Genomic DNA, 16,586 nt, shown 5'->3' with positions numbered 1-16,586 from the left:
CCTGTCTCTATCGCGGCACTGTCCGTTGCAACTGCACCGTGGCAGATTTATCCGCGACGGCTGGGCTTTAGTCTCAATATTGTCGAGCATCGAATTCTTCAATCGTTTCGGGGTCCTGCTTATATTCCCATTGCACACCGTTCAGCCGGCGCCATATTTGTCCCGACGGGTTTCGGGCGGCGGCGTCGACGAGTGGTACCGGCAGGAGTGTCTCGTGCTTGTGCCAGAGTGTGACGTCAGTGACGTTGGCCTGCCTGGGCTTCCGGAACAGGTTGAAAAGGAGTGCGAAGTCCATTGGCCGATTTTCTCCATGGACTCAACTATAGGGACATTTTAAGTACTTTCAAGTACCATAATTTGCAGAACCCGACGCGCGGATAATGTCGGCGCCACTGGCTTACGCTTCGGGCTCAAGACGTTGGGGAAAGTGCATTCTGGAATGCAGCAGAAGCCTGACAAACGAGTGACCCGTTAACGCCTGATCCCACGAAAAAGCCCCGCGGTTGTTGCGACCGCGGGGCTTCTTGACGCCTCACCCGGGAGAGGGGCTCAGGCGGCCTGTACCTTGCGGGCGGTGCGTGCCCATTCGGGCAGCCAGTCGCCGTGGGTGGCGAGCAGATCGTCGACCAGCGACCAGATCTGGTCGAGGTCGAGTTCGGCTGCCGTATGCGGGTCCATCATCGCGGCGTGATAGATATGCTCGCGATTTTCCGTCATCAGGGCCTGCACCGTCAGTTCCTGCACGTTGATATTGGTGCGGATCAGAGCCGTCAGCTGCGGCGGCAGGTCGCCGATGAAGGTCGGCTGGATGCCGGAGGCATCGACGAGGCAGGGCACCTCGGCGGCGCAATTGGCGGGCAGCGAGGTGATGCAGCCATTGTTGCGGACATTGCCGTAGATCACCGAGGGCTCGCCGGTCCAGACCGAGTTGATGATCGAGGAGGCATATTCCTTCGACGGCTTGACCTCGATCTTGTCGGCCGAACGATAGGCCTCCGCCTGGCCTTTCCAGCGCTCGATCTGCTCGATGCAGCGTTTCGGATATTCATCGAGCGGAATGCCGAATTTCTCGATCAGGTCGTCGCGGCCCTCCTTGATGAAATAGGGCGTGTATTCGGCGAAATGCTCCGAGCTCTCGGTGACGAAATAGCCGAGCCGCGTCAGCATCTCGTAGCGCACCTTGTTCGGGCAGCGCGGGTTCCAGCCAGGCTTCGGCGCCCTGCCCTCGCGATAGGCGCGCACGAGATCGGGATAGAGGTTGCGGTAAGAACCGTCGGCCTGGCGATGCTCGAATTTGAGATAGAAGGCCATGTGGTTGATGCCGGCCGCCCGGTAACGGATTTCCTCGTAGGGAATATCGAGGTCGTGGGCCAGTTCCATCGCCGTGCCCTGCACCGAATGGCAAAGGCCGACTTGGCGAATGGTCGGATACTTCTCCGATATCGCCCAGGTGTTGATCGCCATCGGGTTGACATATTGCAACATGATCGCCTCGGGGCAGACGGCGAGCATGTCCTCGCAGACCTTCCAGAGATGCGGCACGGTGCGAAGCCCGCGCATGATGCCGCCGACGCCGAGCGTATCGGCGATCGTCTGGCGAAGGCCATATTTCTTCGGCACTTCGAAATCGGTGACCGTGCAGGGTTCATAGCCGCCGATCTGGAAGGCGACGACGACGAAATCTGCGCCCGAAAGCGCCTTGCGCTGGTCAGAATAGGTCTCGGCCTTCGCCTTGACGCCGAGCGTCGAGATCAGCTTGTTGACGACGATGGCGCTTTCTTCCAGCCGCTGCGGGTTGAGATCCATCAAGGCGATCGTCGCGCCTGACAGGGCCGGACGCTGCAGCACGTCACCGACGATGTTCTTCATGAAGACGGTGGAGCCAGCTCCGATGAAAGTGATTTTGGGATTTCTTGCCATTATAACCTCCGGCATTCGGCAATCATGCTACCTCGAAAGCGGCCTTGACGAGCCGTTCGGTGTAAGCGGTCTTGGGATGGGATAAAACTTCGTTGACGGGACCCTCTTCGACGATCTTGCCATGCTGCATGACGATGACGCGATGGCAGAGCGCGCGCACGACCTTGAGATCGTGGGAGATGAAGAGGTAGCTCAGGCCACGTTCGTCCTGCAGCTTGCGCAAGAGTTCGATGATCTGCGCCTGGACGGAAAGGTCGAGCGCCGATGTCGGCTCGTCGAGCAGGATGAATTCCGGCTCCAGCGCAATGGCGCGGGCAATGGCGATGCGCTGGCGCTGGCCCCCGGAAAATTCGTGCGGGAAGCGCGACAGGATATTGCCGGGCATGCCGGCGGCGACAAGCGCTTCACGCACCCGATCCTGCCGTTCGGCCTTGGTCGCGCCCAGCCGGTTGACGACCAGCCCCTCCTCGATGATCTGGCCGATCGTCATGCGCGGATTGAGCGATGAGAACGGGTCCTGGAACACCACCTGCATGCGGGCGCGCAAGGGCCGCATCTCGGCCCGGGATAGGCCATGGATCGGCTGATTGTCGAAGCGGATCTCGCCGCTGTCGGGCGTGTTCAGTCGCAGGATCGCCTGGCCGAACGTCGTCTTGCCGGAACCGGATTCGCCCACCAGCCCCAGCGTCTCGTGACGGCGAAGCGTCAGGTCGAGGCTGTCGACGGCGACAAGCTCACGCATCGCCGGCTTGAGAAAGGTACCGTGACGCATCATGAAGGAGACCCGCACGCCCTTGGCATCGAGGATGACATCCGACCCTTCGGGCAGTGGATTGGCCTCGCCCCGCGGCTCGGAGGCAAGCAGATGTTTGGTATAGGCGTCCTGCGGGTTGGCAAACAGGGCTTCGGTGGTGTTGTGCTCGCGCACTTCGCCGTACTGCATCACATAGACGTAATCGGAAAACTGCCGCACCACGGTCAGGTCGTGGGTGATGAGGATGACGGCCATCCCCAGTTCCTTCTGCAGGTTGCGGATCAGGTTCAGGATCTGCGCCTGCACGGTGACGTCGAGCGCCGTCGTCGGCTCGTCGGCGATCAACACGTCGGGATCGTTGGCAAGCGCCATGGCGATCATCACGCGCTGGCGCTGGCCGCCCGAAAGCTGATGCGGATATTGCATCAGCCGCGCGGCGGGATCGGGGATCTGCACATGCTCCAGCAGTTCGAGCGCCCGCTTTTGCGCATCCCGCTTGCTGATCCGCCGATGCACGCGGATCGCTTCGACGATCTGGCTGCCGATCGTATAGATCGGGTTCAGCGAGCTCATCGGTTCCTGGAAGATCATCGAAATGCGGTCGCCGCGCAGCTTGCGGCGCTCCCGCTCGGAAAATTTCAGGATGTTGCTGCCGTCATAGGCGACCGTCGATTTCTCGGAGACGACGGCGCGCTTCGACAACAGCCCCATCACCGTTCGCGCCGTCACCGATTTGCCGGAACCGGATTCGCCGACGATCGCGATCGTCTCGCCGCGATAGAGCTGGAAGGAGACGTCCTTGACGGCTTCGACCATGCCGTCTTCGACCTTGAAATTCACCGCGACGTTGCGGGCGTCGATGATCGGCCTGTCCGAACGGCCATCATGATCGTGGCGGACGGGCGGGGCGAAGGAATTGACCAGTGCAAGCGCCATATCAATCTCCTCAATAAGGATCGACCGCGTCGCGCAATCCGTCGCCGAGCGCGTTGAACGCGAAGACGGTGACGAGCACGAAGCCGACAGGAGCGAGAATCCAGGGATAGGAGCCGATGACCGAATAGGTCGCCGTATCCTGCAGCATCAGCCCCCAGGAGATCAGCGGGGGCTTGACGGCAAAACCGAGGAAACCGAGGAAGGATTCCAACAGCACGACGCTCGGTATATGCAGCGTCACCGCGACGATGACGTGGCTCATCACATTCGGGAAGATGTGCTGCATGATGATGCGCGTGTCGGTGGCGCCAACGGCCATGGCCGCCCTGACATAATCGATGCGGGCGAGTGCCAAGGTCTTGCCACGCACCTCGCGCGACATCTGCGCCCAGCCGAGCGCCGACATGACGACGATGACGAAGGCAAGGAAGACGTTGGTCGGCGCCGTCACCGGGATCAGCGAGGTCAGCGCCAGATAGAGCGGCAGTTGCGGGAAGGCGAGCACCAGGTCGACGAAACGCTGCAGCCAGACGTCGAAGGTGCCGCCGAAATAACCGGACACCATGCCGACGGTCGTGCCGATGATGGTGACGATGAAGACGACCGTCAGGGCGATTGTCAGCGAAATGCGCGAGCCGATGATGGCGCGCGACAGTACGTCGCGGCCGAACTTGTCGGTGCCGAGGAAATGCACCGGCTGGCCGTCGGTCGAGCCGAAGAAGTGCCGGCTGGCCGGGATCAGGCCGAAAAGCCGGTATTCGGCACCCTTGACGAAGAAGCTGAGCAGCCGCGGATTGTCGTAGTCGATGCCGACGATCGGCTGGAAGGTGACCGGATCGAGCTCTTCGGAATCCGACAGCGCATAGACGCGCGGCTGGAAGACGAAATTGCCGTCCTTGTCGTGGAAGCTCATCACCTGTGGCGGCGCGAAGCCGACATCAGTCGCCTTCGGATCCATCGGCGCGAAGAAATCGGCAAAGATCGCCATGAGGATCAAGAGCACGACGAGCACAAGCCCGGCCATGCCGGTCCAGGAGCGCCTCAACCGACGCCAGACAAGGGCGATATAGCTTTCATGCCCACGCGATGGCTTGGTCACGATGTCGGTTGTCGGTGGCGTCGCGGAAGAGTCGAAAGCAAGCATCTCAGGCTCCTCCATATTGGCGGACACGCGGATCGAGAAGAGCGAGCAGCATGTCGGCGATGATATTGCCGATGATCAGGGTGGCCGACAGCACCATCATGAAAGTGGCGGTGACATAGACGTCGCCGACCGCCATCGAGCCGACGATGGCCGGACCGACAGTCGGCAGCGCGAAGATGATGGCGGTCTCGATCTCGCCGGTCAGCATGTAAGGCAGCACGACGCCCTGATACATCACCAGCGGGTGCAGCGCGTTCGGCACCGCATGGCGCATCACCACGGCTGCGCCGGAAAGCCCCTTGGCCTTGGCCGTTTCGACATATTGGGCGTTCAGCGTATCGAGCAGATTGCCGCGCATGACACGCATATTATAGGCCAGCCCGCCGAAGGTGGCGATAGCGACGACTGGCCAGACGTGGTGGACGAGATCGACGAATTTCGCCCAGGACCATGGCGCGCCGCCATACTGCGGCGAAAAGAAGCTACCGATCTCGGAAACATTGAGCTGGAAGACCAGGAGATAGACGATGATCAGCGCCATCAGGAAGCGCGGCACCGTCATGCCGAGGAAGGAAATCCCCGATAGCAGGCTGTCGATCCAGCTGTACTGTCGCGTTGCCGCCCAGATGCCGAAACCGATGCCGAGCACCGAGGCAAAGAGATGGCAGACGAGCGCCAGAAGCAGCGTCCTCGGCAGGCGTTCGCCGACGACATCGGCGACCGGCTTGTTATAGAACATGCTGTATCCGAAATCGCCGCGCGTCACGATGCCGCCGATCCAGTTGACGTATTGGACGACCAGCGGCTTATCGAGGCCGTGTTCGACGCGGTAAGCCTGCGCCTGCTCTTCGGCCTGCGCATAGGACGCGCCGCCCTGGTTGATCAGCTGGGAGCGGATGTAGTCGGCGTAGTCGCCAGGCGGGGCCTGGATGATCGCGAAAGTCACCACGCTCAGAATGAAGAGAACGGGGATCGCGGAGGCTATGCGCACGAGCAGGAATCGTAACATTAGACGGTTCGCTTCTCCTTGCCGCCAGTCGCTCCTCGTCAGCGCGGCCGGCTTGTTGGTCTTGCCCGGCCGCGCGCTGCACGCGCGGCCGGAAGCTCACTTCAGCTGGGAGGGAGCTCTAGTTTATGGGACCCTTGTCGCCGGGCTTGCCAGGCAGCTGTTCGGGGAACAGCTCGTATTTGCCCTGCTTGTCGGCGGCCACCCACAGGCGTTCGCGGATAACCGAATCTTCAGCCCAGTTGAACATCATGATCGGCGTACCCTGGGGCACGTTAGAGAACCGCTTGTTGACGATCAGGGCGCCCGGATATTCCGTCAGGCCAACGGTGTTGACGTGCTCCGTCGAGATCTTCTGATACTGCTTCATCAGATCGACGCGCTCGTCGTTGCTTTGGCTCGTCCTGAACTTGTTGACGACATCGACAAGCTCCTTCTCAAACGGCATCAGATCAAGCTGATCATCCTTGCCGGCGCGATGGTGCCAGCTGGTGCGCGGACCGACAGGGGCAAGCTGTTCGGTGTTCTGCACCACCGACGACAGTTCCGTCGTGTTGCGCTGGATCAGCCAGTCGAAGCGGCCGGCATAGTGGGCATCGTCACGCTTGGCGCCGTCGAGCGCGTTGATGACGATCTTCAGACCAAGCTTCTCCATCTGGCCGACGACACCTTCGGCGAGGCTCTTGTCGGTCGTGTACTGATTGTTGATCAGCATGACGATTTCGACATCCTTGCCGCCGAGCGTCCCGGCCGGGAAGTTCACGACGCCGTTGCCGTCGGTGTCCTTGAGGCCGGCCTTGGCGAGTTCCTCCTTGGCGCCCTTAAGATCGAAGGGATAGTAGACGGTCGAGTTGCGGTCGTAGAAGCTGGTGCCGGAGGAGAGCCCGCCGGGATAGATCGCGGTGAACGGCCCCTTGACCAGCGAGTCGCCGATCGCCTTGCGGTCGAGCGCCATGGTGACGGCCTTGCGGAAATCCTCGTTGCGGTTCAGCTCGCGGATCGCCTCACCGCGCTCGTCCGGGTTGCCCCAGCCGTTGGCGGAGAAGTTCATGCGAAGATTGTAGCCGATGAGGCGCGGGCCGAAGGCGAGACGGGCGGGTGCGGTCTTTTCCGCGGCACGCTTCAGCGAGGCGACGAAGTTTTCCGGCTGCTCGAGGTTGGAGAAATCGGCGGATCCTGCCACGGCCTGAACGTCGCGGTCCGCCCAGGTCGAGAGCTTGTAGTGCAGCTCATTCAGATAGGGCAACTGATCGCCCTTCTCGTCCACCTTCCAGTAGTAAGGGTTGCGGCGCATGACGATGATATCGTCGGAGCGATATTCCACCGGCACCCAGGCGCCCATGACCGGCATGTTCATGAACTCCGGCGGGAAAGCGTTCTTGAACTGGTCGTAGGTGTTCTTCGAATATTTCGGATGCTTCGGCTTCAGGATATGCGACGGACCCGGGCAGAAGTTCGGGTAGGACATCGTATAGAGATATTGCTTCGGGAAGGCCTCCTTGAAGGTCCATTCGACGGTGTAATCGTCGACCTTCTTCAGTGTCGTTCCCACGCCGAAAGCTTCCGGCGAGGCGCCGCCGCCGAGTGGCGAGACGTTCGGGTCGACGACTTCGTCGTCCCAGTAGAACATGATGTCGTCGGCGTTGAACGGCGCGCCGTCGGACCATTTGGCGCCTTCGACCAGGTGCATGGTCAGCTTATGGCCGTCTTGCGACCAATCCCAGCTCTTGGCGAGGTTCGGCAGCGGCTCGGTGTCGGAGGCCTGCACCTGGAACAGCGGCGCGGTGCGCGTCAGGCATTCGGAGAGACCGATATCGATGCCGCCCCAGCCCTGCGTCTGCCCGGCGCCATAGTTCCAGCCTTCCGGCCGGCCGCCGATGACGTGACGCATCGTATCGCCGTAGACACCGATGCCGTCGGGCATATTGCCTGTCTTGAAGACCATCGGCTCCTTCGGCAGGCGATCCTTGACCGGCGGCAGCTTGCCGGTGGCGACGAAATTCTTCGTGACCCAGTCGGGCTCGTGATATTCGGGCAGCGCCTTGAACTCCAGGATGGAGTCGCGCGCCACATAGTTGATCTTGCCTTCGGCCGGAAAGTCCGCCGGCGCCGGCGGAACGGTTGGCTCGGAGGCATATGCATTCAGCGCCGCGGCTGAGACGCTGAGCGCCAGTCCGGCCAGAATGCCTGCGTTACGGAAATTCATCATCGTTTCTCCCTCTTGTTCCGGAGCACGGCTCACGCGGCTCCTTTTTCCTCGAACGACATGAAAGCAGGCCTGACGTCATGGATTTCCCTCCCGGAAACCCATGACGACCCATCTTTCACGAAAATCAGACGGCCTGTTTCAGCGCCGCCTTTTCCGCGCGCAGCTCCTCGATCGAGCGAACGTTGCGGCGTGCGGCCCCCGCCCAGTCGCGGGTCTGCACCTTCGATTTCGACAGCCGCTCCTTGGCGGCCGGCACGGCATGCGCATATTGCGGCAGCCAGCGCGCCTGGGCAACGACCATCTCGTCGACCATCTGCCAGACCTCTTCCGGCGTCGAGACGGCGCCGACCAGCGGGTCGTGCAGCACGGCAAGCTTCAGGAGGTCGACGTCGCCTGATATCGCCGCGTGCACCGACATGCGCTGGACGTTGATCGAGGCGATGCAGGTGGCCGCGCAGGCTTCCGGCAGGGTGACGCCGGAGACCATGTTGATGCCGAAGCGATCGACGAAGCCCGGCGATTCGATGATCGCATCGGACGGCAGGTTGGTGATGACGCCATTGTTCTTGACGTTGAAATGGCCGCGATAGACCCGGTTCGTCTCCAGCGCCTCGAGGATATGGCTGGCATGTTCGTTCGAGCGCTTGGCGGGATCGATCGGCTTTGCGGCGGATTCCAAAAATTGCGGATATTCCGTCTCGAACCAGTTGCGCGTTTCAGTGGAATGGCGGAGATAGCCGCCGGTCTCGCCGTGGATCCAGTCGGACATGTCGATCCAGCGGGTGATTTCGTCCGGCCGCTTGCGGTACCAGGGCAGGTATTCCGAGAGATGGCCGTTGCTTTCGGTGGAATAGACGCCGAAACGCTTCAGCACGTCGATGCGCAATTTCTCCTGCTGCGAATAGACCGGATGCGCCTCGAAGGCGGCGATGAGCTCGTCCTTGCCGATCCTCCGGCCGTTGAGGCGAAGATCGATGAACCAGGTTTGGTGGTTGATGCCGGAGCAAATATAGTCGAGCTCACTCAGCGACTTGGCGCCGAGCACCTCGGCGATCTGTTCGGCGCCATGCTGGACGCCGTGGCAGAGGCCGACGGTATCGACCTTGCCATATTCGATCGCCGCCCAGGTGTTCATCGCCATCGGGTTGGCATAGTTCAGGAATTTCGCGCCGGGCTCGGCGACCTCGCGGATATCCTTGCAGAAGTCGAGAATGACCGGGATGTTGCGCTGGCCATAGAGGATGCCGCCGGCACAGATCGTATCGCCGACACACTGGTCGATGCCGTATTTCAGCGGGATTCTGATATCGTCGGCATAGGCCTCGAGCCCACCGACCCGCACGCAGCTGATAATATAACGCGCGCCTTCCAGCGCCTGGCGCCGGTTGGTGGTCGCCGTCACCTTCGTCGGCAGCCCGTTCGCCTCGACGACGCGGTCGAGGATCGCCTTGATCATTTCGAGATTGTGTTCGCTGAGATCCGTCAGCGCGAATTCGACGTCTCGAAACTCGGGAACGCACAATATATCGGTAAACAGCTTCTTGGTGAAACCGACGCTGCCCGCACCGATGATAGCGATTTTGAAACTCATGATCTTCACCTCGATCCAATCGAATGCTAAGGAAAAGAAGGTTATGGAGGATCAGGCCGCATGCTGACGCATGTGGCTGAAAACACCGTAAAATCTGCCTTTTTCCTCCCGGCCGCTCTATCGGCCGTGGTCTCTTCCTCTTGTCGGCCGGGATTATGCCCGAAATCGACAGGGCGACCAGAGAAGGATTATGCTTTCAGGGGTAATTTTGTGCTGCAGGATTTGATCGCCAACGGACAGTCGATGAGGACGGTTTCGCTACCCCGGGGCCGCCAGCGATTGCACGCCATGCCGACCAGCGCCGGCTATGAAGTGCGCGAGAACGAGAGCTATGACTGGGACGGCCGCCGGCGCGGTCAAACCCCCTTCACCGTCCTGCAGCACACGATCAGCGGCAGCGGCCAGCTGCGCTACCAGCACCGCAATTATCGCCTTCAAGGCGGCGACACGCTGCTCGTTCTTGTGCCGCACAATCATCGCTACTGGCTGGAGAAGGGCGACCGATGGGAATATTTCTGGATCTCGATGAATGGCGAGGAAACGCTGCGCATCCACCAGATGGTGCTGTCGACCGCCGGGCCGGTGCTGAAGCTCCAGCCCTCGACCATCGATCATCTCGCCGATTGCAGCCTGCGCCTGGTCAAGGGCGCAACGTCGCCGGGTGCCGCGTCGGCGATTGCCTATGAAGCGGCGATGGCGCTTTACGACGACGTCTTCGGTTCGCCGGCCTTCGCCGCCGAGCTCAGCCTGATGCAGCCGGTGATCGACCATATCAACACCAATCTCGAAAAGTCGCTACCTGTCAGCGAGCTTGCCGGCATCGTCGGCCTCAGCCGCGCGCATTTCTCGCGCAGCTTTGCCGACAGCGAGGGCATGCCGCCGGCCGAATTCGTGCTGCAGCAACGCCTGCAGCGCGCCGTCAAGCTTCTGACCAAGGCCGACTTTCTGCCGGTCAAGGAAGTCGCCATCATGTGCGGCTTCGAAGACCCCAACTATTTTTCCAAGGTCTTCCGCCGTGTCTACGGCACAAACCCGACCGAATTCCGCACGACCGGCATGTATGCCAGCATCGGAAAACTGAGATAGCTGCTCGTCCCGATCGGCGGGACCTGGCTTCAGGCCCGGACTTCGAACACCATGTTGAACGGCGTTTCCGTGGCGCGACGGAAATGCGTGAACCCGGCGTCGAGCGCGACCTTTCGAAGCTTCATTTCTCCCGCCTGGGCGCCGAGCCCGAGCCCAACCTCCTGGGAGAGCGATGCCGGCGTGCAGATCATCGTCGACGCGCCGTAATAGACGCGGCCGACCGGATTGAGATTGTCCTTGAGATGGTCATGGGCAAAGGGCTCGACGATGAGCCACGTGCCGTTCGGCCCAAGCGTGTCCTTGACATGCCGGCCGGCGCCGACCGGATCGCCCATGTCGTGAAGGCAATCGAACATGGCGACCATATCATAGCCGCGCCCCGGAAATTCCGCCGCCGAGCCCTGCTCGAAGCTCACACGGTCGGAAACACCCGCTTCCTTGGCGGCGGCGTTTGCCCTTTCGATCGACGGGCCGTGATAGTCGAAGCCGGTGAAGCGGGAGGCGGGATAGGCCTGCGCCATCAGGATGGTCGATGCCCCATGACCGCAGCCGACATCGGCGACACTGGCGCCGGCCTTGAGCTTTTCTTCGACCCCGCCAAGGGCCGGAATCCATTCATTGACGAGATGGCTGTTATAGCCCGGACGAAAGAACCGCTCGGTTCCCCGAAACAGGCAGGTGCTGTGCTCATGCCAGCCGAGACCCTTCCCCGTGCGGAAGGCGTCGGCGACCTTGGGCTCGTCCATCCACATGGATTGCACGACCTCGAAGGCGCCGACGAAGAAGGCCGGGCTGTTTTCCTCGCCAAAGACCATCGCCTGCTCCGGCGTCAGGCTGAAACGATCGGTCTTTTCATCGTAAGCGACATAGTCGGCCGCCGCCTGGGCGCTCAGCCATTCCCTGAGATAGCGCTCCTTGATCCCCGTCTTCTTGGCAAGATCCTGGACGCTCATCGGCGTTCCGTCGGCCATCGCCTTGTAGATTCCGACCTGGTCGCCAAGCACGACCAAGGCACCTGACATGGCGGCGCCGACGTCGCCAACAAGACGACCGACAAGCGCATCGAGTTTTTGCATATCCGGCTCACGCATTGTTACCTCCCGGGTGCGTGATAAAGGTAAGCTAAATTAGACTTTAATAATATTCAGTCAATCAACCTTGTCGTTCGCGAGAACGAGCGTGGAGGATTTACGGTCAAAAGAATGGCACAGGGATCTATTTCCAGACGCGGAATACGCCCGCCATGGACCTGGCACTCATCATCGCTTGTGTCGAGATTGCGTGTTTAATATAATCTGCCCGAGGCAGAATCACACTTTTGATGCAAGGTTATCGTTTTGTGCCTATCGTCCGCTCAATGTCGCGCTGCTCGTGCCCTTTTGGCGTGGTCTCAGGACGATCTCTCGTCGGCGTCGAAAGTCGCCAAGGCGACGATCGCTAATTTCGAGGCGGCAAAGCGCTCTCCCTACGAACGAACGCTTCAGGATATGAAGCACGCCCTGGAAGGCGCGGGTGTAATTTTCATCCCCGAAAATGGCGGGGGTGCGGGCGTTCGCCTGGCAAAACGCGCTGATGCCTCGATCGACACGAATGAGACCGAGACGGTTCAATATGAAGAATATCTCGAAAACGACGCACCGCCCGGTGCGGGTGGCTGAATGATGGCAAAAAAAGAAAAGCTCGAACACTCCGAACTGGCGGGAGAATTCACCGACGACGGGATCACCGTGCTCGTCGATATCTTCCGCACATCGGGCAGCAATGAAGACTGGACGATGGAAGTGGTCACGCAAGCGGAAGATCTGATCCGCTGGGACGAGCCATTTCCGACCGACAGGGATGCCTTCGACGAATTCCTGGCCGTCGTCGCCCGCGACGGCATTCGATCGTTTCTCGAGGATGAAGAGCCGTCCGTGCATTGAGGGATATTCCGTGAAGAGCATCAACGATCTGGTCGCATCGGCGAAAACCGTCTGCGATCGATACCGGGCCGGGCGGATGGAGCGCGAGACCGTACGGGAATGGGTTCTCGGACTTGGCGCCTATCCGTCGCCGCATGGAGATCGGGTGCGGGAAGCTGCCGAATGGTTCCGGCTGCACAATCGCGAGCCTGTTTCCGAGGACATCGTGCTGGTCGACATCGACCGGCTTGCAGCAATTTCAGCGCCGTGACCCCGGGGCGTGCGAGCGGATAGGCTGTCTGCAATGGCCAGCCATATCCGATGCTCACCAGTCTTTTTCAGGTCGTTCGATGCGGGACGGATCGCCGGGGCGCCGGCGCTGTTTGGCGGTTGCCTCGCCGCCTCGATGCGCACTGGCGCAATTACGCCGTTACTAGGCGGCGTAGGACCACTGACGATCATGAGCCTTATGCATAATACCCTCATCGCAGCTTCCATGTTGAGCGGTCAGGGGGTTCCGCTGCTTCGGCAAATGTGACACCTCTTACGAGGCTGGCATGGCTCCTGCATCTCACGCGCGAAGCGTACGTCAAGCGCGGCTAGGGTATTTTGATTCGTGCGATAAATAGAAGGAACAGCACGTGGCAGCATTTCCGGAAAAGGCGAAGGTCGTCATCATCGGTCTCGGCGGCATCGTCGGCGCCTCCATCGCCCATCATCTCGTCGAGCGGGGATGGGACGATATTGTCGGCATCGATAAGTCGGGCATACCGACCGATATCGGCTCGACAGCCCATGCCTCGGACTTCTGTTACACCACGAGCCACGACTATCTGTCGGTCTGGACGACGCAATATTCGATCGATTTCTACGAGAAGATGGGCCATTACGCCCGCATTGGCGGCCTCGAAGTGGCCCGCACCGGCGACGATGCCTGGATGGAGGAAATCAAGCGCAAGCTATCCTCGGCACGCGCTTTCGGCACCCGCGCTCATTATGTCAGCCCTTCCGAGATCAAGGAGAAGTTCCCGCTTATCGAGGAAGATCAGGTGATGGGCGGCCTTTACGATCCGGATGCCGGCCTCGTCATTCCGCGCTCGCAAACCGTTGCCGGCAAGCTGGTCGATGCCGCCGAAAAGGCCGGCAAGCTTAAGGTGTTTGGCAACACGCCGGCCAAGTCGCTGATCGTCGAAGGCGGTCGCATCAAGGGCGTCGTCACCCATCGCGGCACGATCATGGCCGACCACGTCATCGTCTGTGCCGGCCTCTGGGGGCGCCTGATCGCGGAGATGGTCGGCGAAGACCTGCCGGTCATGCCGGTCGACCACCCGCTCACCTTCTTCGGTCCGTATAACGAATTCGAAGGCACCGGTAAGGAAATCGGCTTCCCGCTGCTGCGCGATCAGGGCAACTCCGCCTATATGCGCGATACCGGCGACCCGGCGACGACGGAGGGCGGCCAGATCGAGTGGGGCTATTACGAAGCCACCAATCCGCGCATGTGCCACCCGCGCGACATTCTCGAAAAACACGAGGCGCGCCTGTCGCCTTCGCAGCGCGACCTCGAGATGGAACAGATCATCGAGCCGCTCGAGCGCGCCATGGAACTGACGCCGATCCTCGGCGAACTCGGCTACAACGAAGGTCACTCCTTCAACGGCCTGCTGCAAGTATCGGCAGGCGGCGGCGCATCCTGCGGCGAGAGCCAGAAGGTGCGCGGTCTCTGGTACTGCGTTGCCATCTGGGTCAAGGACGGCCCGGGCTACGGCAAGCTGATCGCCGACTGGATGACCGATGGCCGGACTGAAATCGATCACAACAGCATCGACTATGCCCGCTTCTATCCGCATCAGCTGACGGAAGAGTTCATCGAGGGTCGCTGCTACGAAGCCGCCCAGAAGATCTATTTCCCGGCTGTTCACACCCGCGAACCCTATGCATCCGGCCGCAACGCCAAGCGCTCGCCCTTCTACGAGCGCGAAAAAGAGCTAGGCGGCTACTTCATGGAACTTGGCGGCTGGGAGCGTGCGCACGGCTACGCCGCCAACGAACACCTTCTGGAGAAATACGCCGACCGCGTCCCGGTCCGCGAGAACGAATGGGACAGCCGCCATTTCTGGCGCGTGTCGAATGCCGAGCATCTGGCGATGAGCGAGGACTGCGGCATCGTCAATCTAAGCCACTTCCACATGGTCGATATCGAGGGACCTGACCATGTCGAACTGATGGAATGGCTGTGCGCCGCCAAGGTCGGCGGCGATGCCAACATCGGCAAGGGCGTTTACACCCACTTCCTCGACGACGAAGGCATGGTCCGCGCTGACTTCACTGTCTTCCGCATGGCCGACCGGTGCCGCCTCGTCAATGGCGCCGATGCCGGCCCGCGCGACCTGCACTACATGAAGCGGGTCGCCGAAGACCGCGGCCTCGACGTGATCATCACCGACGTCTCGGAAAAATTCGTGACGATCGGCATCTGGGGTCCGAACGCGCGCGACACGCTGAAGAAGACTGTCGCCGATCCGGCCGGGCTCGATCAGGAAAACTTCGCCTTCGCGGCGATCAAGCCGATCGAAATCGCGGGTAAGCCCGTCACCGCCTTCCGCATCTCCTATGTCGGCGAGCAGGGCTGGGAACTGCACATGAAGTACGAAGACGGCCTCGCCGTCTGGGACGCGCTGCGCGCGACCGGCGTGATGGCCTTCGGCGTCGAAACCTATGCGAACTCGCGCCGCATGGAAAAGAGCCTGCGCCTGCAGAACGGCGACCTCCTGACCCAGTACAACCTGATCGAAGCCGATCTCGCCCGTCCGAAGGTCAAGGAAGCCGATTTCCGCGGCAAGGCAAAGCACCTGGAATACAAGGCGCGCGAGCACCAGCCGGCCATGCTCTGCACGCTTGTGATGACCGAGAATACCGACAAGTCGGGCGTGAAGCGTTATCCCGTCGGCAACATGCCGGTCGTCGATCCCGCAACGGGAGAGGTCCTGGTCGACGAGCTTGGCCGTCGGTCCTACACGACCTCGGTCGCCTACGGCCCGACGGTCGGAAAGAACATTGCGCTAGCCTATCTGCCATGGTCGCATTGCCAGGTCGGACGCAGGCTGAATGTCGAGTATTTCGCCGAGACTTATCCGGTCGAGGTCGTCGGCGTCGGGTACAAGCCGATCTATGACCCAGAAAATCTGAAGCCGCGCACTTAGCAGTCAAGCGCTTGTGGCGCCCCAAGCGGGGCGCCATCATCCGGTCCGCGGGCAAGCCTCCAGTTCCTGCCGTGTCTCTTCAAGTGCCTCGTCGAAATCGACTGGCGAGGCAGTTCGCTTACCTTGCCCTCGGCCACATCCCACGCAGCTTTTGGATCTCTCCACTGCACTGCTGCCACTTGGCGGACCAGCCGCGCTTCGCTTCACGGATGACTTGGCTGGCACCGCCTCCGACCGCGTCGCGCAGCAGGTCGGCATGTTGGGGCTACGCTTGTCGGAAGAATTATTGCCCGCCTGACACTCTGCGAAGAATATTTCGACGCAATGTCGCCGACGCTTATCTTCTTGCGCGACGCCAGCCTGCAGCGCGGGCTTCAGCCTCCGAGCAAAACCACCTCTCCCCATACTGAGGGGAAATGTTGGTTTTCTCGTAGTACTCTTGGCCTGGCAGATGGTAGATGCGCTCGTGGCTGCCGATGCTCACATTGCCTTTGATCGTGCAGCCGACGCCACGATTGGCAAATGAAGCACCCTTGGCCGTTGCTTCGACGCCAAGGTATCCGGCGACCCCTGCTCCGATGATCGCGAGATAGAATGCCTCCATCGTGAACCATGGGCGGGGCCATTTCTTGGTTGTATATCTGGGCGAAAATGAGCGGTGGGTCGGCATTCGCCATCAAGTGCGAATCCTGCGCACCATCGCAAGCTCTGGTTGAATAACTGGTTAATCCCTCTGCGCGCAGATCGTTAAAAATGCACCGGTATGGATTGCTTCAAGCGGCCAGTCGAGAGGCAGGCGGTGCCGCTACCGGCTTCAGCTCGTTAATGGATACACG

General features: G+C 61.0%; 15 protein-coding genes. 6 read left to right on the top strand and 9 right to left on the bottom strand.

What is annotated here, in order from left to right:
* Positions 1 to 73: 73 nt before the first annotated feature.
* The 7 genes from ACM5SV_RS03815 to ACM5SV_RS03785 form a co-directional block, all read right to left on the bottom strand.
* Positions 74 to 295: a hypothetical protein gene (locus ACM5SV_RS03815; RefSeq protein WP_017996565.1), complete on the bottom strand. Its 222-nt coding sequence runs from the start codon at positions 293 to 295 to the stop codon at positions 74 to 76.
* 254 nt (positions 296 to 549) lie between these two features.
* Positions 550 to 1,920: an alpha-glucosidase/alpha-galactosidase gene (locus ACM5SV_RS03810; RefSeq protein WP_003554125.1), complete on the bottom strand. Its 1,371-nt coding sequence runs from the start codon at positions 1,918 to 1,920 to the stop codon at positions 550 to 552.
* Positions 1,921 to 1,942: 22 nt separating this feature from the next.
* Positions 1,943 to 3,610 (bottom strand): ABC transporter ATP-binding protein, encoded by a 1,668-nt coding sequence (locus ACM5SV_RS03805; RefSeq protein WP_017996566.1) that lies wholly within the window; start codon positions 3,608 to 3,610, stop codon positions 1,943 to 1,945.
* 10 nt (positions 3,611 to 3,620) lie between these two features.
* Positions 3,621 to 4,754 carry an ABC transporter permease gene (locus tag ACM5SV_RS03800; protein ID WP_017996567.1) on the bottom strand — a complete coding sequence of 378 codons (1,134 nt, stop codon included), beginning with the start codon at positions 4,752 to 4,754 and terminating at the stop codon, positions 3,621 to 3,623.
* A gap of 1 nt (position 4,755) precedes the next feature.
* Positions 4,756 to 5,763 carry an ABC transporter permease gene (locus ACM5SV_RS03795; protein WP_012763387.1) on the bottom strand — a complete coding sequence of 336 codons (1,008 nt, stop codon included), beginning with the start codon at positions 5,761 to 5,763 and terminating at the stop codon, positions 4,756 to 4,758.
* Positions 5,764 to 5,881: 118 nt separating this feature from the next.
* Entirely contained in the window at positions 5,882 to 7,969 is a 2,088-nt protein-coding gene (locus ACM5SV_RS03790; protein ID WP_012763388.1) for an ABC transporter substrate-binding protein, read from the bottom strand.
* 124 nt (positions 7,970 to 8,093) lie between these two features.
* Positions 8,094 to 9,560: an alpha-glucosidase/alpha-galactosidase gene (locus tag ACM5SV_RS03785; RefSeq protein ID WP_017996568.1), complete on the bottom strand. Its 1,467-nt coding sequence runs from the start codon at positions 9,558 to 9,560 to the stop codon at positions 8,094 to 8,096.
* A 60-nt stretch (positions 9,561 to 9,620) separates the two neighbouring features.
* On the opposite strand from ACM5SV_RS03785, the gene ACM5SV_RS03780 reads away from it, so the two are divergent.
* Positions 9,621 to 10,646, top strand: coding sequence for an AraC family transcriptional regulator (locus tag ACM5SV_RS03780; RefSeq protein ID WP_017996569.1), 1,026 nt, complete (start codon positions 9,621 to 9,623; stop codon positions 10,644 to 10,646).
* A 29-nt stretch (positions 10,647 to 10,675) separates the two neighbouring features.
* Here the strand turns inward: ACM5SV_RS03780 and ACM5SV_RS03775 are convergent, their stop codons facing one another.
* Positions 10,676 to 11,737: a class I SAM-dependent methyltransferase gene (locus ACM5SV_RS03775; RefSeq protein ID WP_017996570.1), complete on the bottom strand. Its 1,062-nt coding sequence runs from the start codon at positions 11,735 to 11,737 to the stop codon at positions 10,676 to 10,678.
* 246 nt (positions 11,738 to 11,983) lie between these two features.
* On the opposite strand from ACM5SV_RS03775, the gene ACM5SV_RS03770 reads away from it, so the two are divergent.
* From ACM5SV_RS03770 to ACM5SV_RS03750, 5 genes are all read left to right on the top strand, one after another.
* Positions 11,984 to 12,304, top strand: coding sequence for a helix-turn-helix domain-containing protein (locus ACM5SV_RS03770; RefSeq protein ID WP_003554144.1), 321 nt, complete (start codon positions 11,984 to 11,986; stop codon positions 12,302 to 12,304).
* 3 nt (positions 12,305 to 12,307) lie between these two features.
* A complete protein-coding gene (locus ACM5SV_RS03765; RefSeq protein WP_032996996.1) occupies positions 12,308 to 12,568 on the top strand; it encodes a hypothetical protein in 261 nt (86 codons plus the stop codon).
* A 10-nt stretch (positions 12,569 to 12,578) separates the two neighbouring features.
* Entirely contained in the window at positions 12,579 to 12,818 is a 240-nt protein-coding gene (locus tag ACM5SV_RS03760) for a hypothetical protein (RefSeq protein ID WP_003554151.1), read from the top strand.
* 33 nt (positions 12,819 to 12,851) lie between these two features.
* Entirely contained in the window at positions 12,852 to 13,085 is a 234-nt protein-coding gene (locus tag ACM5SV_RS03755; protein ID WP_017996572.1) for a hypothetical protein, read from the top strand.
* Between the two features lie 103 nt (positions 13,086 to 13,188).
* Positions 13,189 to 15,750 (top strand): GcvT family protein, encoded by a 2,562-nt coding sequence (locus ACM5SV_RS03750; protein ID WP_017996573.1) that lies wholly within the window; start codon positions 13,189 to 13,191, stop codon positions 15,748 to 15,750.
* 337 nt (positions 15,751 to 16,087) lie between these two features.
* On the opposite strand, the gene ACM5SV_RS03745 is transcribed toward ACM5SV_RS03750, so the two are convergent.
* Entirely contained in the window at positions 16,088 to 16,420 is a 333-nt protein-coding gene (locus ACM5SV_RS03745) for a hypothetical protein (RefSeq protein WP_026157623.1), read from the bottom strand.
* Positions 16,421 to 16,586 lie beyond the last annotated feature (166 nt).

This window comes from Rhizobium sp. CRRU65 (assembly GCF_048551595.1).
Classification (GTDB): domain Bacteria; phylum Pseudomonadota; class Alphaproteobacteria; order Rhizobiales; family Rhizobiaceae; genus Rhizobium; species Rhizobium leguminosarum_J.
This window is presented reverse-complemented; position numbering and strand designations above follow the sequence as displayed.

Coding starts and splice junctions, on each gene's coding strand:
- ACM5SV_RS03815 (WP_017996565.1), bottom strand. CDS start 295: ATGGACTTCGCACTCCTTTTCAACCTGTTCCGGAAGCCCAGGCAGGCC.
- ACM5SV_RS03810 (WP_003554125.1), bottom strand. CDS start 1,920: ATGGCAAGAAATCCCAAAATCACTTTCATCGGAGCTGGCTCCACCGTC.
- ACM5SV_RS03805 (WP_017996566.1), bottom strand. CDS start 3,610: ATGGCGCTTGCACTGGTCAATTCCTTCGCCCCGCCCGTCCGCCACGAT.
- ACM5SV_RS03800 (WP_017996567.1), bottom strand. CDS start 4,754: ATGCTTGCTTTCGACTCTTCCGCGACGCCACCGACAACCGACATCGTG.
- ACM5SV_RS03795 (WP_012763387.1), bottom strand. CDS start 5,763: ATGTTACGATTCCTGCTCGTGCGCATAGCCTCCGCGATCCCCGTTCTC.
- ACM5SV_RS03790 (WP_012763388.1), bottom strand. CDS start 7,969: ATGATGAATTTCCGTAACGCAGGCATTCTGGCCGGACTGGCGCTCAGC.
- ACM5SV_RS03785 (WP_017996568.1), bottom strand. CDS start 9,560: ATGAGTTTCAAAATCGCTATCATCGGTGCGGGCAGCGTCGGTTTCACC.
- ACM5SV_RS03780 (WP_017996569.1), top strand. CDS start 9,621: ATGCTGACGCATGTGGCTGAAAACACCGTAAAATCTGCCTTTTTCCTC.
- ACM5SV_RS03775 (WP_017996570.1), bottom strand. CDS start 11,737: ATGCGTGAGCCGGATATGCAAAAACTCGATGCGCTTGTCGGTCGTCTT.
- ACM5SV_RS03765 (WP_032996996.1), top strand. CDS start 12,308: ATGGCAAAAAAAGAAAAGCTCGAACACTCCGAACTGGCGGGAGAATTC.
- ACM5SV_RS03755 (WP_017996572.1), top strand. CDS start 12,852: ATGGCCAGCCATATCCGATGCTCACCAGTCTTTTTCAGGTCGTTCGAT.
- ACM5SV_RS03745 (WP_026157623.1), bottom strand. CDS start 16,420: ATGCCGACCCACCGCTCATTTTCGCCCAGATATACAACCAAGAAATGG.